Annotated in this window: 17 protein-coding genes; 10 read left to right on the top strand and 7 right to left on the bottom strand. The window is 75.3% G+C overall.

Features of this window, described 5'->3' with window-relative positions; translation table 11 throughout:
- Positions 1 to 8: 8 nt before the first annotated feature.
- The 5 genes from FZ103_RS12765 to FZ103_RS12745 form a co-directional block, all read right to left on the bottom strand.
- Positions 9 to 968 carry a Gfo/Idh/MocA family protein gene (locus tag FZ103_RS12765; RefSeq protein ID WP_255429964.1) on the bottom strand — a complete coding sequence of 320 codons (960 nt, stop codon included), beginning with the start codon at positions 966 to 968 and terminating at the stop codon, positions 9 to 11.
- Positions 968 to 2,176, bottom strand: a complete 1,209-nt coding sequence (locus FZ103_RS12760) for an Ldh family oxidoreductase (protein ID WP_343233502.1) — start codon at positions 2,174 to 2,176, stop codon at positions 968 to 970. The genes FZ103_RS12765 and FZ103_RS12760 overlap by 1 nt, the downstream gene beginning before the upstream one ends.
- 547 nt (positions 2,177 to 2,723) lie before the next feature.
- On the bottom strand, positions 2,724 to 4,064 hold the full coding sequence (locus FZ103_RS12755) for a M20/M25/M40 family metallo-hydrolase (protein ID WP_186356220.1): 1,341 nt from the start codon (positions 4,062 to 4,064) through the stop codon (positions 2,724 to 2,726).
- Positions 4,061 to 4,993, bottom strand: a complete 933-nt coding sequence (locus FZ103_RS12750) for a sugar phosphate isomerase/epimerase (RefSeq protein WP_156001331.1) — start codon at positions 4,991 to 4,993, stop codon at positions 4,061 to 4,063. Before FZ103_RS12750 ends, FZ103_RS12755 begins: the two co-directional genes overlap by 4 nt.
- Positions 4,977 to 6,089, bottom strand: coding sequence for a Gfo/Idh/MocA family oxidoreductase (locus FZ103_RS12745; protein ID WP_156001328.1), 1,113 nt, complete (start codon positions 6,087 to 6,089; stop codon positions 4,977 to 4,979). Before FZ103_RS12745 ends, FZ103_RS12750 begins: the two co-directional genes overlap by 17 nt.
- 478 nt (positions 6,090 to 6,567) lie before the next feature.
- Here FZ103_RS12745 and FZ103_RS12740 point away from each other — a divergent pair, with 478 nt between their 5' ends.
- The 8 genes from FZ103_RS12740 (at position 6,568) to FZ103_RS12705 (ending at position 18,369) form a co-directional block, all read left to right on the top strand.
- Positions 6,568 to 7,836: a DegT/DnrJ/EryC1/StrS aminotransferase family protein gene (locus FZ103_RS12740; RefSeq protein WP_156001325.1), complete on the top strand. Its 1,269-nt coding sequence runs from the start codon at positions 6,568 to 6,570 to the stop codon at positions 7,834 to 7,836.
- The gene (locus FZ103_RS12735; protein WP_186356219.1) at positions 7,833 to 8,987 is read left to right on the top strand and encodes a DegT/DnrJ/EryC1/StrS family aminotransferase; all 1,155 of its coding nucleotides are present in this window, start codon (positions 7,833 to 7,835) and stop codon (positions 8,985 to 8,987) included. The genes FZ103_RS12740 and FZ103_RS12735 overlap by 4 nt, the downstream gene beginning before the upstream one ends.
- A 9-nt stretch (positions 8,988 to 8,996) precedes the next feature.
- Positions 8,997 to 9,989 carry a UbiA family prenyltransferase gene (locus FZ103_RS12730; protein ID WP_156001319.1) on the top strand — a complete coding sequence of 331 codons (993 nt, stop codon included), beginning with the start codon at positions 8,997 to 8,999 and terminating at the stop codon, positions 9,987 to 9,989.
- Positions 9,990 to 10,066: 77 nt separating this feature from the next.
- Positions 10,067 to 11,416, top strand: a complete 1,350-nt coding sequence (locus FZ103_RS12725; RefSeq protein WP_186356218.1) for an FAD-dependent oxidoreductase — start codon at positions 10,067 to 10,069, stop codon at positions 11,414 to 11,416.
- Between the two features lie 184 nt (positions 11,417 to 11,600).
- Positions 11,601 to 13,217, top strand: a complete 1,617-nt coding sequence (locus tag FZ103_RS12720) for an AMP-binding protein (RefSeq protein WP_156001316.1) — start codon at positions 11,601 to 11,603, stop codon at positions 13,215 to 13,217.
- 648 nt (positions 13,218 to 13,865) lie between these two features.
- Positions 13,866 to 15,800: a CoA transferase gene (locus FZ103_RS12715; protein ID WP_156001313.1), complete on the top strand. Its 1,935-nt coding sequence runs from the start codon at positions 13,866 to 13,868 to the stop codon at positions 15,798 to 15,800.
- The gene (locus FZ103_RS12710; protein WP_186356217.1) at positions 15,797 to 17,521 is read left to right on the top strand and encodes a fatty acid--CoA ligase family protein; all 1,725 of its coding nucleotides are present in this window, start codon (positions 15,797 to 15,799) and stop codon (positions 17,519 to 17,521) included. Before FZ103_RS12715 ends, FZ103_RS12710 begins: the two co-directional genes overlap by 4 nt.
- Positions 17,522 to 17,526: 5 nt before the next feature.
- The gene (locus FZ103_RS12705) at positions 17,527 to 18,369 is read left to right on the top strand and encodes a trans-aconitate 2-methyltransferase (protein WP_156001726.1); all 843 of its coding nucleotides are present in this window, start codon (positions 17,527 to 17,529) and stop codon (positions 18,367 to 18,369) included.
- Between the two features lie 94 nt (positions 18,370 to 18,463).
- Here FZ103_RS12705 and FZ103_RS12700 read toward each other — a convergent pair whose 3' ends face one another.
- A complete protein-coding gene (locus FZ103_RS12700) occupies positions 18,464 to 18,799 on the bottom strand; it encodes a hypothetical protein (RefSeq protein ID WP_255429963.1) in 336 nt (111 codons plus the stop codon).
- A 636-nt stretch (positions 18,800 to 19,435) separates the two neighbouring features.
- Here FZ103_RS12700 and FZ103_RS12695 point away from each other — a divergent pair.
- Positions 19,436 to 22,663, top strand: a complete 3,228-nt coding sequence (locus tag FZ103_RS12695; protein ID WP_186356216.1) for a BTAD domain-containing putative transcriptional regulator — start codon at positions 19,436 to 19,438, stop codon at positions 22,661 to 22,663.
- 421 nt (positions 22,664 to 23,084) lie between these two features.
- On the top strand, positions 23,085 to 24,371 hold the full coding sequence (locus tag FZ103_RS12690) for a hypothetical protein (RefSeq protein ID WP_156001304.1): 1,287 nt from the start codon (positions 23,085 to 23,087) through the stop codon (positions 24,369 to 24,371).
- Between the two features lie 405 nt (positions 24,372 to 24,776).
- On the opposite strand, the gene FZ103_RS12685 is transcribed toward FZ103_RS12690, so the two are convergent.
- Entirely contained in the window at positions 24,777 to 26,963 is a 2,187-nt protein-coding gene (locus FZ103_RS12685) for an AAA family ATPase (RefSeq protein ID WP_156001301.1), read from the bottom strand.
- Between the last annotated feature and the right edge of the window lie 19 nt (positions 26,964 to 26,982).

Here is a 26,982-nt window from a genome sequence, read left to right as displayed (position 1 = left end):
CTTGTGCATCAGCCCGGCTCGGCGGCACCGGTTCCCCGGCCGGCCGCACCCCGCGCTCGGCCCGGTAGGCCGCGTCCACCAGCGCGAGGGCGGCGGGCCCGCCCTCGTCCACCGGGGCCCCGGCGCCGCGCACCCGCCGCTCGAAGTCCTCCAGCACGCCCGCGTACTCGTGCCACAGCGATTCCTTGAACCCGGGGAAGCCGTCGAGCATGTCGGCGGAGTCGGTGCGGCCGTCGGCCAGACGCACCCAGACGTCCGTGGCGCTCGCCCGCATAGGACCAGTCCAACTCCACCGCGGCCGCGGCCCCGCCGGGAGAGTGCAGCCGCACCAGCGCACGCCGATCCACCCCGGCGGCATCGCGCGCGATGCTCGCCCCACTCACCGACACCGGCCCCAGCAGCACGCGCACCAGGTCGAAGGCGTTGGGGCCGTTGTCGGCCACACAGCCCCCGCCGCAGCGGCCGGGGTCCAGGTACCAGGAGTCGCGGCCGATGTGCTCCTCGATCCTCTCCAGGTAGCGCACGCGCACCGCGGTCACCGGCACCCCGGCGGGCAGCCGGTCGACGAGCGCGCGCACCGGGCGGTTGTAGCGGCGGTGGAACGCGGTGAACAGCGTGATTTTGCGCAGCCGGGCCTCGGCCTGCAGCGCCGCACCGTCGGCGGGGAGCGTGGCCAGCGGTTTTTCCACGCAGACCGGCAGACCGGCGGCCAGCACGTCGCGGCACAGCGGAGCGTGCATGTGATTGGGCGCGCAGACGACCACCGCGTCCAGCCCGCCCTCGGCCAGCAGCTCCCGATGGTCCAGATAGCAGGGGACGCGGCCGCGCAGCGGGGAGAGCGCATCGGGATCGCGGTCGCACACGGCCGCCAGGTGCAGCGACGGCGCGCGCTCCAGCGCGGCCAGGTAGAAGCGGGAGATGGCGCCCAGGCCGATCAGGCCGATGCGCAGTCGCGGTCGAGGTGGCATCAGCTCCCTCCGATCCCGGGCGGCGCCGCGATCCCGGCGGCGTCGGCGACCGCGCGCAGTTCGCGGCGGAGCGACGAGGGCAGGGGCAGGCCGTCGCGGCGGTGGCGCGCCGCGAGTTCCGCCTCGGGCCGGCCGGGATAGCGCACCGGCCGTGCGCCGTCGACCGGCGGGCAGGCCAGGACCGCCGAGAACATGGCGCGGGCGTCGCCGCCGAATCCCGTGCGCAGCCGGTGCGGCGCGATCGCCGCGGCGAGGAACCCGATGTCGTCGTCGCGGCCGCCCGCCGCCGTATCGACGCAGGAGGGCCCCAGCCCGGCCCCGGGCAGCAGCGCCGCCAGCACCTCGACGGCCAGCGCCAGCCCGAACCCCTTGTAGGCGCTTCCGGAGTCGGGGGACTCGCCCGCGCCCAGCCACAGCAGGTGCGCCTCGCCCCGCTCGAAGGCGGCCGGGTCGGTGACGGGCGCGCCGCCGGCATCGGCCAGCCAGCCCGGGGGAACGCTGCGCCCCGCCCGCGCGGCCTCGCGCAGGCGGCCGGTCGGCGCCGCGGTGGTACTCATGTCGAGCACGAACGGGTGACCGGGCAGGGCCGGCGCCGCGACGCTGAGCGGGTTGGTGCCCAGGAGCGGAACCCGCCCGCCCGGCGGCGGTGCGATGCGCTGCCGACCGCAGTTGGCGGCCACGATCCCGACCATGCCGTGCTCGGCGGCCCGCGCCGCATGGTGTCCGGCGCAGCCGAAATGGGTGGCACCGCGCACGGACACCAGCCCGACACCGTGGAGGCGCGCCCGCTCGACGGCGGTGTCCATCGCCGCGCCGGCCTGCCACAGGCCGGGCGCCCGGCGGGCGTCGAGGAGGACGGCGGCGCCGCGGTCGGCGAGCGTGCGGGGCCTGGCGATCGGGTCGATCCGGCCGTCGGCGAGAGCGGGCAGGTAGATGCGGGTGAGGTTGGCCAGTCCGTGGGAGGGATGTCCGCACAGGTCGCCGTAGCACAGCGCCTCGGCGGCGGGGCGGGCGCGCTCGGGCGGCATGCCGTGGGCGGTGAAGACCGCCTCGGCGAAGGCGAGCAGGTCGGCGGGGGAGACGCGCGGGAGGTCGCCGCACTGATCGGCCGGGGGCGGCTCGCTGGTGCCGGAGGAGTCAGCGGTGGGCGGGGCGCCGCTGAGCAGGCCCGGACTCGGCCCGGGGGAGGACCGCTGTTTCTCTGTCACGGTCGGGTACCGCCTTTCCTGGTCAGTCGTGGTGGCCGGCGTGGCCGGTGTGCGCACGGGTTCGGGAGCGTTCGAGCGCAGGTGGCGTGTCGGGATGCCGCGGGGATGTCGTCGAGAGCCCCGCGGGGGCGGCCACCCGGGTGGCCGCGGCACTGAGGCTGTGGTGTGGGCAGCGCTGCGGGTGGGCGTGCCGGAGATTGCGGGATGTGCCTCCGCCTTGGTGGACCGCCATCGGCGGTGCGGCTCCGCCCCGGCGGGTACCGCGTGCGCTCGGTGGCAGAGGAACCGGGCGACGCGCAGCGTCTCCGTCGAGGGCGGCGGGTGACGGGCGGGCGCGCGGAGCAGACCGCGCCCATCGCCGCAACCTCGCTGGTGGCCGCTTGTGCGTGGTTCGCGGTGGAAAGCCTTGCCGCCTTGGGTCGGGAGCCGCAGCCGGGATTGTCCGGGGGCTTCGCTCCTTCGCGGTGGCGGCTTGCGCGCGGTTGTCGGCGGCGTATTCCGACCCGAGGCAGCTCCCGGGGGGCTGTGCGGAAACCGGCCGCGGATGTCATGGCTGTCCTTGCCGCTTCGGGGTCCCGGCCGAGGCCGCGGACGTGGCGCGGAACTCGCGGGCGAAGCCGGTGAGGACGCGCGCGACCGCCCCGGCGAAGTCCTCGAGTTCGGCGAGGTCGGCGAACTCGCCGTCGGCGTGGGCGTTGTTGGCCGCCAGGTCGCCGGGGCCGAGCACCGCCGTGCAGGTGCCGGGCACACCGTCCATCCAGACGGCGTCGCAGGTGAAGGCCGGTTGGTCGTCGGGCCAGCGGTCCAGGCCGGCATGCTCGCCCAGCAGGCGGTGCAGCCACGGGTCGGTGCAGTGCAGCGTCGGCAGGCCGCGCTTGAGCCACTCCAGGCGGGTGATCTGCGGCGCCTGGGCGGCGGTGAGCGCGAAGCCGGGCACGTCGGCGAACCGGGCGGAGAACTCCGCGAGCCCGTCGGCGAGGGCGGACTCGACGGCTTCGCCGAGGCGCGGTGCCGCCCGCGCGTCGGCGTAGGGCAGGTTCAGCAGGAGGTCGCCGCTGCCGTAGACCCGGTTGTGCCGGGTGCCGGTGTGCAGGCCAGCGACGCACACGGGAGCGGCGCCGCCGGTCCGCTCCGGCAGGGCGTGCGCCAGGTGCTGGGCCAAAAAGCCCAGCAGCACGGTGGCGTTGTGGCCGCGGTCGGGGCGGTCGTCGACGGCGTCGCGCCCGGCCGCCCGGATGCGGGCGGTCATGGCCGCGGTGGAGCGAGGCAGGTAGCGCAGGGAGGTGGGTTCGCAGAACAGGTTCAGCCGTCCCACGAAGCCGTGCTCGATGAGGGGGCGCGTACCGAAGGAGCCCATGGCGCCGCCCTCCTCGCCGGCCACCGCCTGGACGACTACGCCGATGCCCGAGCCGGTGCCGATGCCGGGATCGCCGCGCAGCGCCGCTCGGACTCCCGCGAGCAGCGCGACGGCGGGGCCCTTGGCGTCGGCGGAGCCGCGGCCGTGGAAGCGCGCGCCGTCGAATCGCGGCGGCTCCCAGCCCGCGACGGTGTCGAGGTGGACGTTGAACATGGCCGTCGCCTCGCGCGGGCGCGGCGGGCCCAGCCGCAGCACCAGGCTGGGTTCGGCGGCGAGGAATCCGGGGTGGGCCGCGGCGGCTTCGCGCACGGCCAGGGGGGTGTCGGGGCGGTCGAGCGCGGCCGGGTCGGGCGCGGCGTGGTGGACGGCGGTGAATCCGAGGTCGCAGGCGGCGCGGGCGTAGGCGTCCTGGGCCTCGCGCAGCCGGGGCGGCGCCGTGCCGGATCCGGTCTCCAGGTAGCCGGCCGTGGGCAGCTCGAGCAGGCGCAGGAGGAGCCGCCGATCGGAGTCGGTCAGGGGTGCGGCGCTCACAGTCCCTCCGCCCGTCCGGGATCGGGTACCGGACGCGGCCGCGCGGGGGCGAGCTCGGCCGCGACGCGCTGCAGCGCCTCTCCCGCGGCGACGAAGCCGTCGGCGTCGCCGGGGCCGCCGGCGGTGCCCAGGTGGGGGCGCAGCGACAGGTGCGGCTCGATGGACCAGGCGCCCCGGTAACCGCGTTCCAGCAGGATCCGCAGGCACTCGGCGACGCCCGCGCGGCCCTGTCCGGGCACCGTGTACACGGGTTCGCCCCCGCCGGAGCCGGGCAGGGCGTCCTTGACGTGCACGTGGGCGACGTGCTCGGCGATGGCGCGGAGCAGCGCGGGGGCGTCGTAGCCGTGGGCGATCCCGTTGCCGGTGTCGAACAGCAGGCCCAGGGCAGGGCTGTCGACCGTCGCGAGCATGTCGAGCATGCGTTCGGCGTCGTCGGCCGCCCACCCCGCGCAGTTCTCGGCCAGCAGTACGACGCCGTGGCTCTCGGCGATGGAGCACAGTTCGCGCACCCGCGCCAGGGCGCGGCGGCGCCACTCGCGCTCGCCCAGGCCGCCGCTGGGATAGGTCATGATGCGGATCGCGCGGGTGCCCAGGGGCACGCAGCGCGCGGCGAGCACCTCCAGCTCGTGCCGGTCGGCGCCGAAGCCGCCGGTGACGGGCCGGGCCCAGTTGCCGATGCGGGAGTCCAGGCAGCACACGCCGACCCCGTGCGCCGCCACCGTGGCGGCCAGCCGGCCGAAGGCGTCCTCGCCGAGGTCGGCGACGGCCCGGCCGCCGACAGTGCGCAGCTCCAGGTATCGCCAGCCGAGCCGGCCGAGCGCGGCGAGCTGGTCGCCGAGGGTGCTGCCGGCTTCGTCGCCGATGCCGGCGTAGGCGATGCCGGGCGCGGGACCGGCCGGTGCGGCCGAAGCCTCAGGCCGGGTCGGCATGGCGGACCATCCCTTCGCCGCGGGCGGGGCCGCACACGGGCGGCGCGGGCGGGCCGGAGCACAGCGCCTTGGCGGCCGAGAGCAGGCGCACCGTGCGCACCTGAAGGCCGAAGGTCTCCTGGACGGGCCTCCGGCGCAGCCCGGCGAAGTGCTCGTAGGCGCCGAGCATGAAGTCGGCCAGCGCGTCGTCGTGGAAGACCAGCCGGGCCGAGCCGTCCTCGGTCGTGCTGCGCAGCTGCGCGGTGTCGTCGTCCTCGCTGCAGGGGTAGTGGCCGACCAGCGTGCCGTGGTCGAACTCCAGGGTGATGCGGCGCTCGCGGGTGGGCGCGGTCAGGTCGGAGAAGATCTCGGTGCGGGTGCCGGTCTCGTGGCGCAGCACCAGGGCGGCCTGGCCCAGGCGGGGGACTTCGACGTTGCCCAGAGCCATGTCGCTCCAGGAGGCCGAGCACACCCGGGCACCGCCGGCCAGGGCCAGCGCCACCCCCACCGAGTGGGGGAGTTCGACGTCGAAGACGGTGGCGTGGGCGCGACTGGTCAGCGAGCGCACGAACCGGGGCTTGCGCTGCACGACGGAGACGCTGCGCAGGCGGCCCAGCTCGGGCGCGGGGGCGGGCGCGCCGCCGGAGTACAACTGGAGCCCGTGCAGCCTGCCGTCGCGGACCGCGGCCCGCAGGCGGTGGGTGAGTGCGCTGGTGAGCCACTGGGCGACCACGACCAGCTGCAGGCCGTGGCGGCGGCGCAGACGCAGCACGGCGGCCAGTTCGCGCTCGTCGGCGGCCAGCGGTTTCTCGACGAGGATGCGCCGGTAGCCCAGCAGGGCGAGTTCCTCCAGGACGTGGGCGCGCACGCCCGGCGGGGTGCATACGTGGACGACGGTGTGCGCGGGGTCGGCCGCCGCGGCGGCCGCCTGCAGCGACGCGACGGGGCGCATGCCGGCAGTGGGCGGGACGCCGGTGGGATGGTGGGGGTCGAAGGAGAGAGCGGGGCCGGGGGCGAAGACGCGGCGCCGGCCGGCCTGGGCCCCGGCCCGCGCCAGGGCGGGCAGGTGCAGGCCGCGGCCCGCCCGGCCCAGGCCCACGACGAGCGTGTGCAGCATGGCGGCTACATCACCTCTCCAGATCTGCGTATCGTGTTCCGGGCGCGCGGCTGTCACCGCGCGCATACGGGAATCGGAAAAAGGCCCGTGCGGGGGCGGTGGCGCTCATACGAATTCGTGGATCGGGACGGCCGCGCCGCGAATAAATCCAGGTTCACGCCGCGGTGCCGCGCTTGTCAACCATTCTTTTTCGCTGTGTATAAGAGGCCGTGATTGTTCCGGTGCAATTGCTTCCCGGGCTGCGGTGAACTGCGGTGAAGTGCGGTTTCTGTCAGGTCTGTACTGGAATAGGGTGAAATGATCCCTGTCCGGTGTCCCACTCTGGAGTTGGGTGCACGGTTTTCTCGGATTCCCGGGTTAACTCCGCCGAGTGCGGGGAATAACCGCGACCGCCCTGGAAATCCGGCGACCGGAAAACGCGGCCCCCCGCAGTTCGAGTCGTTTCCGCCGGCCCTGATATTTCGATTAAGGGTGACGTATGGACGTGCCTCCTCCCGCCGCCGCTGCCCACCTTCCTCCCGCCCCCCGCGATCCCGTCCGAGCCTGTGCCCGGGATCCGGCCCCGCACCCGCCTGCGGAGCCGGACCCTTCGGCGATCCCCTTCTTCAGCCAGCGCGCGGCCTTCCTGCGGCTGTGGCCCGACATCCGCCGCCACTGCCGCGACGTGCTGGACGACGGCAAGTTCTCCCACGGGCGCAAGGTCGCCGAGTTCGAGGCCGCGCTCGCCGAGTGGACCGGCGCCCGCCACGTCGTCGGGGTCAACTCCGCCACCGACGCCCTCGTCCTGCTGCTGCGCGCCGCCGGCCTGCGACCCGGTGACGAGGTCGTGGTCCCGGCCTTCAGTTTCATCGCCTCGGCCTCGGCTGTCGCGCTCGCGCGCGGCCGGCCGGTCTTCGCCGACATCGATCCCCTCACCTACGCCCTCGACCCCGCATCCGCCGCCGAGGCCGTCACCGAGCGCACGCGCGCCCTGATGCCCGTCCACCTGTTCTGCCAGCCGGCCGACATGGCGGCCCTGGGCTCGCTGGCCGAGCGCCGCGGCCTGGTCGTGGTCGAGGACAGCGCCGAGGCCATCGGCATGCGCTGGGACGGCGTGCACGCCGGACTCCTCCGCGCCGGCGGAGTGCTCTCGTTCTTCCCGGCCAAGACACTGGGCGCCCTCGGCGACGCGGGGGCGGTGATCACCGACGATCCCGCCATCGCCGACACCGCCGCGGCCCTGCGCCACCACGGGCGGCGCGGCCACACCGTCGCCGACTTCTCCCGCATCGCCACAGCCACCAGCCTGCCCGGCCACAACAGCAAGATGGACGATCTCCAAGCGGCGGTGCTGCTGGCCAAACTGCCCGGCCTGGCCGCGGACATCCGGCGCCGCGCCGAACTCGCCGCCGCCTACACCGAGCGGCTGCGCGGCCTGCCGGGCGTCGTCCGCCTGCCCACCCCGGTCCCCCGCGCCGTGCCGACCGATCCCGTGTTCTACGTGTATCTGGCCGAGTTCGAGCGGCGCGACGCCCTCGCGGACCACCTCGCCGCGCACGGCGTGGGCACCGAGACCTACTACCCGCTGCCCCTGCATCTGCAGCCCTGCTTCGCCCACCTGGGATACCGGACCGGCGACTTCCCCAACGCCGAGGCCGCCTGCGCCCGCGCGCTCGCGCTGCCGTTGTACCCCGATCTCACCCTCGCCCAGATCGACCGGGTCTGCGCGCTCATCGGCCGCTTCTACACCGGGAGGGAGCCGGCGTGATCCCGTTCTTCCCGCCCGATGTGTTCGCGGCGGACCGCGAGGAGCTGCTGGAGATCGTGCACACCGTGGGCACCGATCCCGACCAGCGGTTCATCCTCGGCCGGCGTACCGCGGCGTTCGAGGACGAGCTGCGCCTCCGGCTGGGCGCGGCCGAGGTCGTGGCCTGCTCCAGCGGCACGAGTGCGCTGAGCCTGGTGCTGACGGCGATGGGCGTCGGCCCCGGCGACGAGGTCGTGGTGCCGGCTTTGGGCTGCGCGCCGCTGGCCGCCTCCGTGTGCGGGCTCGGCGCCGTCCCGGTCTTCGCCGACATCGACCCCTGGCGGCTGGTCGCCGACCCCGTCTCCGCCGAGGCCGCCGTCACCGACCGCACCCGGGCCCTGATGCCCGCGCACCTGTTCTCGGTCATGGCCGACATGCCGCGCTTCGCCGACATCGCCCGCCGCCGCGGACTGCGACTGGTCGAGGACTCCGCCGTGGCCCAGGGCGGAGTCCTCGGCGGGCGGCCCGCGGGCCTGTGGGGCGAGGCCGGGGTGTTCTCGTTCGTCCAGGTCAAAACGTTCGGCACCGCCGGCGAGGGCGGCGCGGTCGTCACCGGAGACCCCGAACTCGGCCGGGCCGTGCGGATGCTGCGCAACCACGGGCAGAACGGCGCGCAGCGCTTCGTCCACCACCGCGTGGGCTACAACAGCCGCTTCGACGAGATCCTCGCCGCCTTCCAACTCCACCGGCTGCCCGGACTCCCCGACCGGCTGGAGCGCCGCGCGCGGATCGCCGACTACTACACCGGCCGCTTCGCCGAGCTGGGCGAGCACGGCGTCGTCGCGCCGCCGCCCGGCCGCGAGGGGCGCTGCTTCTACGTCTACACGCTGCTGGCCGAGCGCCGCGACGGCCTGCGGGCGCACCTGGCCCGCGCGGGAGTCGGCAGCCACGTCTACTACCCCAGCCCGCTGCCGCACCAGCCCGCGTTCACATCCTGCGCCCCGCCGGGCGCCCGGTGGCCGAACGCCGAGTCCGCCGCCCGGCGGATCCTGTCCATCCCGCTCTACCCGCATCTCAGCGACGCCCAGGTCGAGCACATCGCCGACTCCGTATGCGCCTTCGCCCGGTCCAGCCGGCGCGCGACCCCTGCCCCGGGCCGCCGAACAACCTAGGAGGCACCCATGGCCCCCGACGACCCCCCGCGCACAGCACCAGCCCACCGACCCGCCCACCGCACCTCCCGCCTGGCCAAGGCCGGCGCCTACGCGCGGCTGGCCAAACTCGACATCGTCGACTACTACCTCGGCCTGCTCATCGTGTGGAGCCTGCTGGCGCCCGCCGCGCGCACCGAACCCGCGGTGCTGGGCGCACTGGCTCTGCTGCTGGCCGGCGAACTTTGCATGGTCGCGGCCATGACCTCGTTCGACGACGTCACCGGACTGCGCGACGGCAGCGACGCCGCCAACTACGGCCCCGACGCCCCCCGGCGCAAACTGGTTCGCAAGCCGCTTATCGCCGGCACGCTCAGCGAGGCCGAGGCCGTCCGCTTCGGGTGGGCCGCTGTCGGGGCGGCCGCGCTGCTGTGGGCGGCGGCGGTGGCCCTCGCGCCGCATTCCCCGCTGTGGGCGGTCGCCGCGCTCGCGCTGTGCCTGGCCTGCGCGGTGCAGTACTCCTGGGGGCTGAAGATCAGCTACCGCGGGTGGCAGGAGGTCTTCCTCGTCGCCCTGGGCGTGGGGCTGCTGGCCGCGCCCTACGGGCTGCTCGCCGGCACCGCCGACGCCTTCGTGCTCACGCAGGCGGTCCTCTTCGGGCTCGGGCCGCTGCTGTTCGGCGTCTACTCCAACACCAACGACATCCCCGGCGACGCCAGGGTGCACCGCCGAACGGTGGCGGTGCTGGCTTCGCCGCGCGGCAACGCCGCCTTCGTCGCCGCGGTCTCGGCGGCCGAGGCGGCGATCATCGCCGGCGCGGCCGTCCTGCAGATCGCCCCCTGGTGGTTCCCCCTCGCCATGGCCCCAGTCGTCGTCCTGCGCGCGGCCCAGTGGGCGATCGGCTTCCTGCGCGGCGACATCCTGCGCGCCCGCAACCTGGGCATTCTCATCCACCGGGTGGCCGTCGCCCTGCTGGTCGCCGTCAACCTGGTCCGCCCCCTGGCTCCCGGAGGCAGCCTGTGACGCACCGGCATCCCACGCACCGCGCCTGCGGCACCCCCCGACCGCGTCCGGTACGGCGGGCCGGCGTGCGGTCGGCGGTGCCCCCCGACATCGACGTCGCAGTGGTGGGCGCCGGCATCGGCGGGCTGGCGGCCGCTCGCGTCCTGGCCCGCGCGGGCCGCCGGGTGCACGTCTTCGAGGCGGCCGACGCCGTCGGCGGCCGAATGCGCACCCTGCGCCGCGACGGGTGGATCACCGACACCGGTGCCGAGATGATCCCCTCCACCGGCTACCCGGCCACGTGGGCGCTGATCCGCGAACTGGGGCTGGTGCGAAGCGAGGTACCGCGCGTCCCCGGGGCGCTGTCGCTCTGGCGCGGCGGACGCGCCCACCCCCACCTGGGTCGGCCCCTGGGGCTGCTCACCGGTGCGGGACTCTCGCCGCGCGCCCGCCTGGAGCTGGTCCGGCTGCTGGCGGGCGCTGCCGAACCTCCGGCCGCCGGCGCCCGCGGCACGGTCCCGGCCACGCTCGGGGAGTTCGCCGCCGAGTGCAGCCCCGAGCTGCGCGACCGGTTCCTTGAGCCGCTCGCCGCCGGCTTCTTCGGGTGGCGCCCGGACCGCTCGGCGGCCGCACCCTTGATCGACCACCTGCGCGGCACCGGCAGCAGCGCCCGGTGGCGCACCTATCGCGGCGGCATGGACTCCCTCGCCCGCCGGCTCGCCGAAGACCTGGACGTCTCCACCGGTTGCGGCGTGCACGAGGTCGCCGCCGTGCCCGGCGGCGCGCGCATCACCCTGCACAGCCGCGCGGTCACGGCGCGCTCGGCCGTGCTCGCGGTGCCCGCGCCGGTGGCCGCGCGGCTGCACCCCGGCGCCCCGCCGGAGGAGCGCGACTTCCTCCGGGCCTGCTCCTTCGCACCGATGCTGCGGGTCAGCCTCGCCCTGGAGCGCAGGCCGCGCACCGCCGGAGGACTGCGCGGCTTCGCGACCCTGGTGCCCGGCGCCGAGGACGACCTGGTCAACGTCGTCACGCTGGACCACAACAAACACCCCGACCGCGCCCCCGCCGGGCGCGGCCTGGTCTCGCTGGTGGCCGCACCGCAGGCGACCGCCGCGCTCATCGGCGCCTCCGATACCGAGGCCGCCGCCGTGCTGACCGAGCGGGCGGAACGCTACCTGCCGGGGCTGGGCGACCTCGTGCTGCGGGCCGACGTCCACCGGTTCCCCCACGGCCTGCCCGAGGCCCCACCCGCGGCGCTGCGGGCCCACCGCGCCTTCCGCGCGAGGCCCGCCCGCGCGATCGACTACGCCGGCGACTGGGTGCAGCTGCGCCCCTGCAGCGAGGGCGCGATCGCCTCCGCCCTGGCCGCAGCCCACCGGGTCCTCGCCCACAGCGACGAACCGGCCCCCGTCCTCGCCCCCAGCCCACCCGGGAAGGACCGCACATGACCGCTTCACCAGCCCGAACCCGGCGATCCGGCCGCCACGGGCCGATCCCGCCTTCCGAGCACCCGTCGCGCACCGGCGGCCGGGGACGCCGGCGCCCCCAGCGCTCGCAGGCGCCCCGGACCCCCATGTGGGGAACGCGGGAGAACCGCCCCCCGAAGGCGGGGCCGGCCGCGGAGGGGGACCGATGACCCGGCTCGACGCCGGAACGCTGTTCGACACGCTCGCCGACCGGCACAGCCCCACACTCGTCCAGCTCAGCCGCCCGCTCGACATCGACCCAGATGGCGGTTCCACCCGCAGCGTCGCCGACGCCGCCGCCCTCGTCGAGGACGCCGCCGGCTGGCTGGCGGCGGCGGGCGCCCGTCCCGGCGACCGCATCGCCCTGGTCAAGAACAACCACTGGGACATCGTGCTGCTCGCCATGGCGGCCATCCGGATCGGAGCCGTCCCCGCCCCCGTTTCGGCCCACCTCGCGCCGCCCGTGCTGACCGCGCTGCTGTCGCGGCTGCAGCCGGAGCTGCTGGTGCTCGACGGCGACACCGCCCAGCGCCTGCGCACTGCCGAGACCGAGGTCTGCGCCCGGCGCCGGCTCCTGCTCGACGGCGCGGCCGAGTCCGTCCCCGGCGCGGTGCCGCTGGCCGACGTCCGCGGCCGCCGCGCGCCCGCGCCCCGGCGGCGGCGCGACGACGAACCGCTGATCATCGTGCACACGTCGGGCACCACCGGCACACCCAAACTGGTGGCCCACTCCACGGCCACGATCCTGCGCCGGCTCGCCGGTTTCGAGGCCCACCGCTGGCCCGTTCTCAGCAGCCGCCCCGACGACACGGTCGCCGCCGCCACCTCCTTCGTGCACGGCCGCGCGTTCGCCTGGACCGCGAGCGTGTTCTGGCTCAGGCCGCGCGAAGTGGCGGTCGTCGCCGACCACGCGCCCCAGGCCGCCGAGCCGTTCCTGCGCGAGCACCCGCCCACCACGCTGGAGGCGCTGCCGGCCGCCTACGTGCGCTGGCAGCCCCTGGCGCGCGAGGAACCGGGCACCAACGTCTTCCGCCGCGTGCGGCTCTACATCAGCACCTTCGACGCCATGCACCCGCCCGCGGTGCGCACCTTCCTGGCCGCCAGCGGGCACCGCCGCCCCGTATGGCTGCAGGGCTGGGGGCAGAGCGAGACCGGCCCGCTGACTTTCCGCCTGCTGACCCGCAAGGCCGTGGCCGCCGCGGGCGAGCGCCGCCCCACCACTCGCGACCTGGGCCGCCCGGTACCCGGGCGCACTCGGCTGAAGGTGGTCGACCCGGCCACTCTGCGGCCGCTGCCGCGCGGGCGCGCGGGGCTGCTGCTGGCCCGCACCAAGGCGCTGGGACTGGGCTATGTGGGTGAACCGGAACGCTGGGAGGCCAAGGCGCTGGGCCGGTGGTGGAACACCGAGGACATCGGCGTGCGGACGCCCTGGGGTTCCGTGCGGGTCCTGGACCGCGAGATCGACTCCGTGGCGGGCATGAGCTGCGTCGAGATCGAGGACGTCATCGACGACCGCATCCCCGAGGTCGTGGAGTGCGTCGTGCTGCGCCCCAAGCAGGGCCCACCGGTACCCGTCGTCGTCACCGAGTCCGGCCGCCTCCACCCCGATACCTGGCGCCGCGCCACCGCCGACCTGCCGCCGCTGGCCGAACCCGTGGTCATGGCCTGGTCCCGGCTCCCGCGCACCGCGACCGGCAAGGTCCGCCGCACGGAACTGCGCACCCGCCTGCTCGGCGTCGGCTCCGCGATCCCACGCCCCCGCGCGGAAGCGGCCGACCAATGACGGAAAGGGGCTGCGTCGTGTTGCCGGGCACCACCAGGGCCGCGGCAGTGCGCTTCGCGGAGCGCGGCCCGCCTACCCGCCGCACGCGAACGCAGACGCGTCGCGCCACGTGCCGATTCGAGCCGCGCGCGTCTCAGCCCCGTTGCCGCCACCCGGTGCGGCCGGCCCCGGGTGGTTCCCGGCGGTGGCCGGCAAGCGGTGCCTCCGCCCTTTTCGGACCCGGGCCCCGGTCCGCATCGCCCGACGCGTCGGCAGCGGGGCCGCGGCGCATCCACCGTGCAGGAGAGGAGCCAGCGCGTTGACTGCCGAGCCGACCCAACCATGGGGATCAACCCCTGTGCACCATCAGTTGCTCCCGGGGCCGCCGCCCCGCATCGCCGGTCGGCGACACCGGCACACCCCGCGGTCTCGCGCGGCCGCCCGGAGCACCGCCCTGAGCCGGCCCGGCGGCAGACCCCGCCCGCGACGCGGTCGCCGACCGCACGGTGCCGACGCCGGTGTTCTTGCGATCCGGCAACGCGCAGTGGTGCCGATCGTGTGCGCCGACCCGCCGCGGCGGCCGATCGCCGTCGCCCGCCCTGCCGTCCCGGGGGTGCGTCACCGGTTCCGCACCCGCCCGGCGGCGCCGGTGTCCGCGGAGGGGGTGCGATGACCGTTCCCACGCGAGGCGCCGCCACCGCGTGCACGGCGGCGCCACTGGCCGGATTCGGCGCGGCGCGGTCCGGCACCTCCGCGGCCGCGCGGATCGCCGAGCGGCACCTGCGGTTGCTGGGGGCCGGCCGCTCCGGGCCCGCGAAGCCCGCTTCGAGCGCAGGCGCAGCGGCGGAGGAGCCCGCCGGCTCCGCCGGCCGCCTGGTCCTCACCGCCCCCGGCGCCGTCGCCGACTGCGCCCTGGACTGGAGTGGGCCCATCGCCGCACCGCTGGACGACGAGACCGGCGTCCAGGCCGCCTGCGGCATCATGCACGTGCACGGTCGCTCGGCCGGTTCCCCCCGCCCGCTCGGAGTGGACTACGCATCGGCGGTGAGCGGCGTGCTGGCCGTCCACGGCCTGCTCGCGGCGGCGATCGGGCGGATGCGCGGCGGCGGCCCAGCGGGCGTGCGCACCTCGGCGGCCCAGGCCGCGCTGCTCAGCGTCGGCCAGTACCTGGCGGCGGCGACCGCCCCCGACGACTGCCGGCCCGAGGAGCCGGGTCCCGGCGGCCCGCCGTTCACCTCCGCCGACGGGGTGCTCTTCGAGATCGAGACGTTCGACGCGCAGACCTGGCAGCGGTTCTGGTCGCTGCTGGGCGCCGACCGCGCCGTGCTCGCCCGCGCGTGGCGGCCCTTCCTGCACCGCTACGCCACCGCCGCGTGCCCGCTGCCTGCGGAACTGCACCGCACCGCCGCCGCGCACGTGTTCCGCGAGACCGCCGGCGCGGCCCAGGCCGCCGGGATCAGCCTCGTGCGGGTGCGCGGGGGCGCCGACGCGCCCGCGGCCGGCGGCCCCGGCGCCGCGTCCCGCCCGCCCTGGCGCTTCACCGCCCCGGAGGGCGCGGGCCCGCCGGCCGAGCCCCCGCCGCCGCACCGCCCCCGGGCCGCCCTGCCGCTGGAGGGGCTGGTGGTCGTGGAGTCCACCCGGCGGGTCCAGGGACCGCTGGCCGGGCACCTGCTGCGGCTGCTCGGAGCCGACGTCGTGCGCATCGAGCCGCCCGGGGGCGACCCGCTGCGCTGGATGCCGCCGATGGTCGGCACCTGCTCGGCCCGGTTCCTGGCGCTCAACCGCGGCAAGCACGTCCTCGAGATCGACATCAAGACCGCGGCCGGGCAGCGCGAGGTGCGCGAACTCGCGGCCGGCGCCGACGTCTTCCTGCACAACTGGGCACCGCGGAAAGCCGCCGCCTTCGGACTGGACCACGCCGACCTGCTGGCGGTGCATCCCGGCCTCGTCTACGCGCACGCCTCGGGCTGGGGCGGTGCCGAAGGGGCGGGTGCCGCCATGGGCGGCGCGGAGCCGCTGGGCACCGACTTCCTGGTCCAGGCGCACAGCGGCCTGGGCGCACTGGTGCGCCCGCACGGCGAGCGGCCCGCCCCGTCGCTGATGACCCTGACCGACGTGCTGGGCGGCCTGGTCAGCGCCGAAGGCGTCCTCGCCGGCCTGCTGGCGCGCTGCCGCGGCCGAGGCGGCGGCCGGGTCGACTCCTCCCTCTACGACGCCGCGCTCGTGCTCGCCTCGGCGGGCGCCTGCGGCGACGGCCCCGCCGAGCAGCCGCTCACCCGGCGCCCGCTGTGGGGGCCGCTGCACGCGCCCCTTTCCACCGCCGACGGCTACCTCGCGCTCGGCCCGCGTGCCCGCAGCGCCCCCGGCGAAGCCGCCCGCGCGCTGGGCGCCGCCGGCCGGCACGCCGACCCCTGCGCCGCCGTCGCGGCGCACTGCCGCGACCGCACCGCCGCGGAGTCGGCCGAGCGGCTGCGCCGCGCCGGGCTGAGCGCCACGCCCGTATGCACCGACCTGGCGGCGCTCGCCACCGACCCCCGCTTCGCCGGCGCCCTGGAGACCGACGGCGCCGCCTTCGTCCGCTCGCCTTGGGAGTTCACACCGTGACCGACGCCTGGACCTCCGACAACGGGATCGTGCTGGCCGACCTCGTACCCCGCCGGCTGCGCCGCGCCTGGGTCGAGCAGGGACACTGCCCCGACACCGACCTCTACACGCTCTTCCACCGCCGGGCGGTCGACCACCCGCACCGCGACGCCCTCGTCGACGCCGAGGGCAGCCTCGACTACGCCGCCCTGGACGCGCGTGTTCGCCGGATCGCCGCGGCGCTGGCGGGCGCGGGGTTGGGGGCGGGCGACATCATCGCGGTTCAGCTGCCCAACGGCTGGCGGGCCGCCGCGGCCGAGCTCGCGGTCGCCGCAGTCGGGGCGGTGTCGCTGCCCTACCCGCCCATGCGCGGGCGCGCCGGCATCGCTGCGCTGCTTCGGCGCTCGCGCGCGAGCGCGGTGATCGCCGGCGACCCCACCGGGCGCACCGACCCCCTCGGCGAGCTTTCTCGGCTGCGCCCGCATCTGCCGCATCGGGTCGCGGTGTTCCCGTTCGGCGCCCGCGGCCGCCCCGGTGCCGACGCTCCCGCGCTGGACCACACCGCCGAGGACGGCGACGCAGGCGCCTTCCGCCGCCCGCCCGCACCGCACCCCGAGGCGCCGGCCCGGATCCTGGTGACGTCCGGCTCGGAGGCCGAGCCCAAGTTGATCGCCTACTCCCACAACGCGATCGCCGGCGGGCGGGCGAACTACGTCGCCGCGCTGCACGACGGCTCGACGCCCATGCGCAACCTGGTGCTGGTGCCGCTGGCGTCCTCCTACGGCTCGCTCGGGGTCCCGGTGACACTGGCGGGACTGGGCGGCACGCTGCTGGTGCTGGACGCATTCGACCCCGCCGCGGCGCTGCGGGCGGTGTCCGCGCACCGCCCCACCCATGTCTTCGCCGTGCCCACCATGCTGCGGCGCATGACCGCCCTTCCCCGCCTGCCCGGCGAGGACGCCTCCTCGCTGCATGCCGTGGTGACCAGCTCGGCGGTGCTGGAGGCCGACGTCATCGACGCCGCGCGCCGCCGCTTCGGGCGTCCGGTGCTCAACGTGTACGGGTCGGCCGACGGCATGAACTGCCACACCCCCCGCGGATCCGATGCGCGGCCCGGCGGCGTCACCGGGCCGCCCGATCCGGCCGTGGCCGAGATCCGCATCATGGGCCCCGCAGGCGATGCGGCTCGGGGCGAGGAGGGCGAGATCTGGGCGCGGGGCCCGATGAGCCCCCTGTGCTACGTGAACGCGCCCCAACTCGACGCCCGTTACCGCGCGGACGGCGGCTGGGTGCGCAGCGGCGACCGCGGCCGGTTCGAGGCCGACGGCGCCCTGCGGGTGATCGACCGGCTGAAACGGGTCGTCAAGCGCGGCGGCTACACGATCAGCCCCCGCGAGGTGGAACGGCACGTCGCCGCCCATCCCGATGTCGCCGAGGCCGTGTGCGTGGGCGTACCAGACCCCGACCTGGGCGAACGGCTGGGCGCGTGCGTGGTGCAGCGGCCCCAGGCACCGCCGCTGACCCTGCCGGCGCTGAGCCGCTACCTGGAGAACCGGCTCGGGGTGGAGCGGGCGAAGCTGCCCGAGGTGCTGCTGCGGCTGGGCGAGCTGCCGCTGGGGGCGACGGGCAAGGTCTGCCACCGCACGCTGGCCGAATGGGCCGCCTCCGGCGGTGAGCGGGCGGTGCCGCCCGTCGCGGCGTCCCCCGGTGCGCCCCCGGCCCGGCGCAGTGGGCAGGGGTGAGGGCGTTGGCGGAGGCGGGAACGGGGACGGGCGGCACCGCGCCTGCCCGCGCACCGGAACGGCGCGGCGGCCGGGGCTATGCGTTCGACAACGACGGCGACCACGCCGCCGAGCAGCACGAGTGCCTGGCAGCCGCCTACGACCCGGTCACCACCCGGCGGCTGGCCCGAACCGGCGTCGGAGCCGGGTGGCGGTGCCTGGAGGTGGGCGCCGGCGGGGGAAGCGTGGGCGTGTGGCTGGCCCGCCGCGTGGCTCCGGAGGGCCGGGCGGTGGTCACCGACATCAAGCCCGCCCGCATCCCGCGGGAACCGGCCATGGCGGTGCGGCGGCACGACATCGTCCGCGACGCGCTGCCCGAGCGCGCTTTCGACCTGATCCACGCGCGGTTGGTGCTGATGCACCTGCCCGAGCGCGAGGACGTGCTGGCGCGGCTGTTCCGCGCCCTGCGGCCCGGCGGGTGGCTGCAACTGGACGAGTTGGACGCCACCCGCGCGCCCGGTCTGCTGATGCCGGATGCGGCGGCCGGACGGCTCTTCGACACCTTCCAGCGCGCCAAGCTCCGCGCGCTTGAGGCGTCGGGAGCCGATCCGGCCTGGGGCGCCCGCGCACCCGCGGCGATGCGCCGGGCCGGGTTCGCCGAGGTCGACCCGCAGCCGCACGTGACCGCGTGGCGGGCCGGGTCGCCGGGCGCGCGCCTGCAGGCCCATCACACCCGCCACCTGCGCGACGCCCTGATCGGTGCGGGCATGACCGAGGCCGAACTCCGGCAGCTGCGCCGCCTGTTCTCGTGCCCCGACTTCTGCGCCTGCTCACCCGTCTTCTACACGGTCCAGGGCCGGCGCCCATAGGCGGCGCGCCCGCCCGACCGCTCGGTGCCGGCCGCGAAAACCGTTCCCCGCCCCGGGAGGATGGGGCGGGGAACGGCTCCATGGGGGAGCCGGGTCATCCGATGCCGAAACTGAACGGCCCGGTTATCCCGCTCGGCGGCGCGTGCCAGCCGTGGTCGGGCTGGACCGGGACTCCGGGGAACATGCAGTTGGGGTCGGCGTGGATGGTAACTTCGGTGTCGGTCTGATTCAGCAGAATGTGCACGGTGCCGGGAAGCGGATAGCATTCCCCGTTCGGTGGATTCGAGTAGGTCTCCAGGCGCTGGAGTTCGGATTTGTAGATGACGACCTCACCGGTCGCGGCCAGCGCGGTCCCGGCCGTCGCCAGCACCAGCGCGCCTGTCAGCGCTGCGGCGGATAGAGCGGAAAGAACAGCGGAAATGGGGCGCATTATGTCTCCGATGTACTCAATCGGGCATATCCGGACGTGCGCTGGACTCCGCGCCCGGCCCGGAGTAGCGACATTGAGATTTTGTCCCCCGTCCACCGGTGGCGTCAACGGGAAGCATAATTCCGGCGGCAATCCGCTGAACCCGTACTTTCTTGCGGTCGACCAAAACGAATCCCGGAGAAATCCCGGACGGCGCACCCCGGCCGTGCATTCCCGGCTGCCCCGGCGCCGCTCAGCAGCACACGGACAAGGCGGAGTCGCAGCGCCGGCCGGTGCAGGCGTGATCCGATTCCCCAGGTTTCCGTTTCGCCGGATCCCTCCTCTTTCGCCGCAGGCGGCGGCGGTTTTCGCCCGGTCGGCCTCCGGTGCCGGCGGCGCACATCGGCAGGCTGTGTGCAAAGATCCTTTCACGTGCATCCGTACGTGATTCCGAACATGCATTCTCCGATCGGACGCTCAGCTTCGCGAATGTGACCGATATCCCCATCCGCAGCCGCCCGGGAAGGCGCCGCCACCGCGCGCAGCACCCTGCGGAAACCGGTGTGCTGTCCGGAATATCCAAAAAGGATCACTCTTTTGTGTATGGATCCGTTGGATTCGCGGTGTGACCATGGTCCGCGGGAGGAGTGGTGGCCCGTGGAGATCAGATTGCTCGGGCCGGCGGTGCGCGTCATGATCGACGGGCGGTCCGCAGACGCCGGCACGCTCAAAGAGCGTTCGATTCTGGCGCTCCTCGCACTCACCCCCGGAAAAGCCGTGCCGACCGCCACGCTGATCGACCGCGTTTGGGGCCCTTCACCCTCGGCCGCCGTGCGCTCCAGCCTCTACTCCTGCGTCGCGCGCATCCGCTCGCGGCTGGTAGCGGCGGGTGCCGGAGTCGGCCTGCGCAAACTCTCCCACGGCTACACCCTGGAGATCGCCCCCGATGCCGTGGACTGGCACCGTGTGCAGAACATGCGCCTGCGGGCGCGGGACCTGGCCGAATCGGGCGAGCACAGCTCGGCCGCCGTCCTGCTCTGGGAGGCCCTGAGTCTGTGGGAGGGCGAACCGCTCGCGGAGATCCCGGGAGAGTGGACCCACGGCCACCGCGCCTCCATGAACCAGACCCGGCTGGTCCTGGTGGACGGCTGGGCGCGCTCGTGCCTGCGGATCGGGCAGCACGAAGACGTCATCGCGCGCGTGTCCGAGGAGGCCGCCCGGCACCGCACGAACGAACAGCTCTGCGCGCGGCTCATGGAGGCCCTGGCCGGTGTCGGCCGCCACGCGGAGGCCGTGGAGACCTACCACGGGCTGCGCGCCGTGCTCGCCGAAGAGGGCGGCGTTCCGGGCGGGCCCACACAAGACGTCTTCCAACGCGTGCTCGCCGCACAGGCCCGGGCCGCGGACCGGGCCCCCGAGCCGGGGGCGCCCGAAGCCCCCGCCGCCCAGGTCTCCCCGGCGCCGCCGGTGCCCGCCTCGTCCGCACCGCCCCGCGTCCACGACAGCCTCGCCCGCGACATCGGCGACTTCACGGCGCGCGGGCCCGAGTTGACCGAAGTCCTCACCCGAGCCCGGGCACGATCCCACGGGACCACGGTGGTGGTCGTCAACGGTCTCGCCGGAGTCGGCAAGACCGCGCTCGCGGTCCGCGCCGCCCACCTGCTGCGTGCGGAGTTCGACGTCCGCGTCCAGCTCGATCTGCACGGCCACAGCGCCGCGCGGGCTCCGCTGGAGCCGGAGGAGGCGCTGCATACGCTGCTGCGCGAGCTGCACGTCGACGCAGACCACATCCCGGCCGAACCGCAGGCGCGCGCGGCCCTGTGGTCCAGTCGCCTGGCGGGACGGCGGGTGCTGCTCGTCCTCGACGACGCCGTGCCCGGCCGGATCGCCCCGCTGCTGCCGGGCACGCCCGGCTGCGTCGCGCTGGTGACGAGCCGGTGGAAGCTGACCGAGCTCGACGGCGTACACCACCTCCGCCTGCCCGAGCCGAGCCCGGCCGAGGCGACCGCGATGCTCGCCGCGTTCGCCGGCCTGGGGCCGGACCGTCGAGGCGAGCCCGACCTGGAGCGGATAGCGGCCGCGTGCGGGAACCTGCCGATCGCGATTCGAGTGGCGGGCGGCCGGCTGCGCCACCGCCCGACCTGGCCGCCGGGGCATCTCGCCGACCGCCTCGAACGCGACGGCCTGTCGGAGATGCGTTCCTTCGGCCGCGACGTGGCCGCTGTCTTCGAGATGTCCGTGCAGGCGCTGGGGGAGTCCGCCCGCGCGGCCTTCCTGCGGTTCGGCGTGCATCCTGTCGCCGAGTCGACGCTGCCGGTGCTCGCCGCGGCGCTGGGCGAGGGCCCCGGGGGGCGCGCAGCCGCGGAGTCGGCGGTGGAGGAGCTGCTGGAGGCCAACCTGCTCGATGAGATCGCTCCCGGCCGCTACCGCATGCACGGCCTGCTCCACGCGTTCGCCCGGCGGCGCGCCGCCGAGCTGATGCCCGCCGAGGAGCGGCGCGGTGCCCTGGTCCGGATGCTCGAGCACTACCGGGCGGCCGCCGACGCCGCCGACGCGGTCGCCCACCCCTGGCGCCGCCGTCCCCAGGAGCGGTCGGACACCCTCGTCGCCCCGCAGCCGTTCACCGACGCCGCACAGGCCCGCCGCTGGTTCGCCGAGGAGTACCCGGTGCTCGACGCCGTGACCGCCGACGCCTGCGACGGCGAGTTCGCCCCATGGCCCGAGGTGCGCCGATACGCGGTTGCGCTGCCCCTGGTGATGGCGGGCCTCACCCGGTCCGACGGCCCGTGGGAGCGCTCCGAGCACCATCTGGCCGTCTGTCTGGAGCTGTGCGGGCAGGACGGCGACGAGCCGAACCGGGCCCTGGCGGCGCTGGAGCTGAGCCGCGTGCAGCGACGGCTGCGCCGACTCGACGACGCCAGGGCGAACGCGGAGACGGCGCTGGAGCACTGGCGCAGCGGGGGAGACGCCGCGGGCGAGGCCCTGGCGCACGACGAGCTGGGTTCGATCCACTTCGACGCCGCGCGCAACACGGCCGCCCTCCGCGAGCACGAGGCGGCACTGGAGCTCTTCACCGCGATCGGCGACTGCCGCGGCCGCGCCGTCGCCCTGAACCATGTCGGCACGTGCCTGGCACAGCTGGGGGACCTGGACGGGGCCGAGACCGCGTGCGCCGAAGCGGTGGCGAGCCTGCGGGAGCTGGGCGATCGCGGGACCGAGGCCCGCGCGTTGGCCAACCTGTCCGGAGTCCTGCACCTGCGCGGCTACCACCGCGACGCTCAGCGCATCGGCGAGCAGGCGCTCGCCGTGTTCGACGAGATCGGCGACCGCCTCAACAGCGGGAGCCTGGCCCACAACCTGGCCGAGGTGCTGGCCTACCGCGGGCTCTTCGAAGAGGCCGCCGAGCGCTACCGGCGTGCCCGGGAGTTGCTGTCGGCCGCCGGAGCCGATGTGGAGGCGATTCGCGCGCTGGTGGGCCTGGGGTCCGCTCAGCTCGCGCTGGGGCGGCGGCACCGGGCGTGGACGGCGCTCGAAGAGGCGATCACGCTCGTGGGGCCGCTGTCCGATCCGGTGACCGAGTCCCAGGTGATGCTGGCCCGCGGCGACGTGCTGCGGGCGTTCGACAGGTCGGCGGAGGCCCGGATGCACTACCGCAGCGCCCGCGGGCTCGCGGGCAGCGGGGCGTCGGCGATCGATGAGGCCCTGGCACACGACCGCCTCGGAGACCTGTGCGCCGGCGAAGGGCGCCGGGCTGAAGCTGTCGAGCATTGGCGGCGCGCGGCTCTGGCAACGCCGGCGAATTCGCATCATGCGACCGCGGTGAGGGTCAAAATGGAGGCATTGGGGCAAACCGTCGTTTCCGGACCAATCTCCGGTTTGGTTTGATTCACGATTTCTCAGATGATCTGCTAGAGTCCACCCATCTAGGGCGAGGTGGCCCTGGCCGGGTGGAATGCCATCCCAATGCCGAATTTGTATTGCGCCGCAATCATTGCCATTGCCGTGCGCCGAAATCGAGGAGAACACCGTTGTTCCCCGTCATTCCCATGTTCGTTATCCGGTCCCTCGCCCTTTTCTGGTTCTCCGGATCGGGGGCGGATCTCTCGCTGCCGGCGGCGCGGACTTCCGGGTGGATCTGGCTGCATGCGGCCCCGGTGGTGCACGCGCTGCTGCCGCGGTAGCCCTGCCGGTCTGAGCTGCGACCGCAAGGTTTCTGCAATCTCTCGCAGGCAATCCCCAAGCCTACCGGCAAGCTCATCGGTCCACCGTCGATTCCGCAGAGGGAACCCGGCGAAGGGAGAATCCGATGGCCGACGAAGCCGACGTCAGCGCATGCGAGGCCAGGTCGGGCGCATGGAGCGACACCGGTCCGCTAGCGCCCCTGACGTGGCCGGTGCAGCGCCGCGTGCTTGCATTGGCGCACTCCTGGCAGGCGGGCGACCGCCTGGCCGACATCGTTCCCGCGGCTCTGGAGGGCGACCCGCGGTTGCAGACGGTATACACCGTTCCCGACGGTTCCGCCTTCGCCCCTTCCGGTGCCGAGTTCCTTCGCCGGACCGGCGCGGTCGTGCTGCCGTGGGACCGGGCGCGGGCACACCGGTTCGATCTGGCGGTCGCGACGCACCTGGGCGGGCTGGACGACGTGCGGGCTCCGGTGCTCTTCCTGCCGCACGGCGTCGGCTTCTCCAAGCTCGTTCCGCGGCGGCCCGGCTACGGTCCGCCGGCCCGCAGACCGGTCGGCGGCGCGGTGGCCGGTGCCCTGGTGCGCTACGGCCGCGTCGCACCCGCGGTGATCGGCATCGCCCACGAGCGCCAGTGCGACGTCATCTCCGCCGAGGTCCCCGAGGCCGCCCGGATCTGCCGGGTGATCGGCGATCCCGCGCTGGACCGGATGCTCGCGAGCCGAGCGCTGCGCAGCGCCTACCGCCGCGCGCTGGGCGTGAGCGAACACCAGCGCCTGATCGTGGCATCCAGCACATGGGGCGGCTCCGGCCTCGTCGGCAGGCACCCGGAACTGCTCACCCGCCTGCCTGAAGAACTGGGCGGCGACTACGTCGCGGCCGCGGTGCTGCACCCCGCCATCTGGTGGGTCCACGGGCCGCGACAGATCGCCGCGTGGCTGGCCGGGGCGCAGGAGGCCGGGTTGCGGCTACTGGCCCCCGGCGCCGCATGGCAGGCGGCACTCGTGGCCGCCGACGCCGTGGTCGGAGACAACGGGTCGGTCACCGTGTACGGCGCTGCGCTGGGACATCCGACGCTGCTGGCGGCCGGTGACCCCGCCGACGTCGTCCCCGGATCGCAGGTCGCCGAGCTTTACCGGCGCGCTCGCCGCCTGCGCCCCGACGAACCGCTGCGCGAGCAGATCGAGGTGGCCGCCGAGCGCCGGGACCCTGAGCACGGCCGCGTGATCGCGGGACTGCTGACCTCGGCGCCGGGCTGCTCGGCGCGGTTGCTGGGTGAGTGCGCCTATGCCCTCATGGACTGCGCGGAACCGGCCCGCCCACCTGTGGCGCAGCGGCTGCCCGAACCTCAGGTCCTCCGCCGCCTTGTCCAGCCGCCCGCGAGCGGTGATGCACCGGGGCGGGTTTCGTGAGCGCGCCGCGCAGCGCACGGGTCCGCCTGGAGCTGGACATGGCTCCGCTCGGGGGTGCGCCCGAGCGGCTGCTGACGGATCACCAGGTGTGGGCAGCGCAGGAGGCGGAACGGTCCTGGCTGCTGGCGGCCGATGTCGTGACGGTGCGGCGGTCGCAATCCCCGCCTCCGGCGCCGGGCCCTCCGGCGGGGGAGGCGAGGACGGGAATGTCCGCACTCTGGGCCCCGGCCTGCCGCGTCCTCGCCGAGGTGGGACCCTGCCCCGCTGTCCGCGTGGACGGCGGGGCGTTCCTCCTGCCCGCGCGATCCGCGTGGGACGCCCGGGTGCTCGGTGCCGTGGCGCACTCCTGGCTCGCGGCCGGGTTGGACGTGGGCGACCTCGCCCGGGCCTGGCCCGAACGCGCGATCACCGGTTTCCGTGCGGCGGCGGGGAGCCGATCCGTCGGCCTATCTCTGCGGCTTGGGGTGCACCGAGCCTGCTGTAGATGGACAATGCTGTGCTGAGGGCCGCGAACTCGTCTGCGGCGCGCCCCTCGGCGGCAGCGATGTCGGCCAGCAGCACCTGTATGTTCGCCACCTCGGCATCGGCGCCCAGACCGGTGGCGATCCGCAGCGCCTCCGTCAGGGGGGCACGGGCATCGGTCCCGGCGGCCAGGCGGTCGGCGCCCAGGCCGACGAGCGTACGCAGCCGCATGTACGGCTCCGCGGACTCGGTGAAGAAGTCGAGAGCCTGCTGGAAGTGCTTCGCCGCCGCGGCGTGGTCGCCGCGGTCGCGGGCCGCCTCGCCCAGGCGGCGCCGCATCAGCGCCATCCCGCGCCGCCGGCCCAGCCGCCGGTGGATCCGCAGCGCCCATGCGAAGTGCTCCGCGGCGGCCGCGGGAGCGCCCATGGCCAGCTCCGCCACCCCCAAGTCCTCCAGCGCCGATGCCCGGCCGAGCTGGTGGCCCGCGCGCGTCCACAGCTCCAGGGCCGCGCGTGACCGCTCGCGCGCGGCGGCGGCCTCGCCCCGGTAGAGCCGCCGCGCGCCCAGCCCTTCGAGCATGAAAGCCTGGGCCGCCGGATCGCCCAGGGTGCGCGCCGCGGCCAGGCCCGTACCGTAGGTCTCGCCCCAGGCGTCGAAGTGGCGGCGCAACGTGAACAGGTTCCGCAGCGCCTCGCACAGCTGCCAGGCGGTCTCGTGGCGGCCCTCAGCGTAGGAGGCCGCGATCCAGGCGCGCAGGTTGGCCAGTTCGGCCTCCAGCCAGGCGAGCGCGGCGGCGCGGTCGGTGAAGCTCTCTCCACGGCGCTCGGCGAAGTAGCGCGGGCCCAGATGCCAGCGGCCCGGATTGAGCACCAGGTCGGCGTTGACCGCCGAATCCAGGTAGTGGCCGCTCAACCGCTCGCGGGCGCCCCGGCGCCGGGAGGCGGCCTCCCGGTCTTCCAGCAGGCGGCGCGAGTGCAGCCGGTTCAGGTCGTGCTGGCGGAAACGGCCGGAGGCGTGCTCCTCCAGCAGGTGGGCCGCCACCAGCTCGTCGGCGGCCTCCTCGGTCTCGTCTGGGGAGGCCCCCAGCAGGGCCGCCATCGCCGGGAGCGCCGTGTCGGGGCCGCCGATGTGGCCCAGCCCGCGGTAGAGGCGCCGCGCCGGTTCGCTCAACGCGGCATAGGACGCGTCCAGGGCGGCCCGCACGGACAGCTCCTCCTCCTTGCGGAGCCGGTCCAGCCGCCTGCGCTCGTCGGCGAGCCGATCCGCCAGCCGTGCGACGCTCTGGCGGGGGCGCAGCGCCAGCGGGCTCGCGGCCGCGCACAGCGCCAGGGGCAACCGACCGCACAGCACCACCAGCCGCCGCACCGCCTCCTCCTCGCCGCGGGCGCGGTCGGTGCCCAGTACCCGCTCCACCAGGTGCGCGGCCGCCGCGTCGGCCAATGGGGACACCTCCATGAAGGCGGCGCCGTCGGCGGCCAGCCCCGCCGGCCGAAGCCGGGTGGTGACCAGCACGACGTGAGCGCCGGCGCCGGGCAGCAGCAGCCGCACCTGTGCGGCGGAGGCGGCGCTGTCCAGCAGGAACGCCATGCTGCGGCCTGCCGTGCGGGAGCGGAACTGGGCGGCGCGGCCGGCGGTGTCCAGTGCGATCCCCGCCGGGTCGGTGTGCAGGGCGCGCAGGAAGCCGTCGAGCACGCCCCCCGGATCGAGCGGAGCCCCCTGGGCGAACCCGCGGAGGTCGGCGTAGAGCAGGCCGTCGGGGAACCCGTCGGCGGCGATGTGCAGGAAGCTGGTGGCAAGGGCGGTCTTGCCCACTCCTCCGGGGCCGCCGAGTACGACGATCTGCGGGCGCCCTTCCCGCCGGGCGGCGTCGGCGGCGGTCTCCAGGCGGTCCAATTCCGATTCGCGGTCGGTGAAATGCCGCGGCGGCAGCGGAATCTGGTGCGGGGTTTCCGGTGCGGGGTGCGAATACACGTGCACGTCGCCGTGGACGGAGCCCGCCTGCACGACAGCTCCGACGTTTCCGCCCGATACGGCCGTGTCGTTGCGCGGACCGGCGGGCGTGCGCGGTCGATCGGGCGCGTTCGGGCCCGCCGCGCCGCGGCCGTCGAAGCCGTGGGGGGATGCGCGCATCGGCGTTCTTTCTTCGAAC

Source organism: Streptomonospora sp. PA3, assembly GCF_009728995.1.
Lineage (GTDB): Bacteria > Actinomycetota > Actinomycetes > Streptosporangiales > Streptosporangiaceae > Streptomonospora.
The sequence above is the reverse complement of the archived record's forward strand: the minus strand, read 5'-3'. Positions and strand labels throughout refer to the sequence as shown.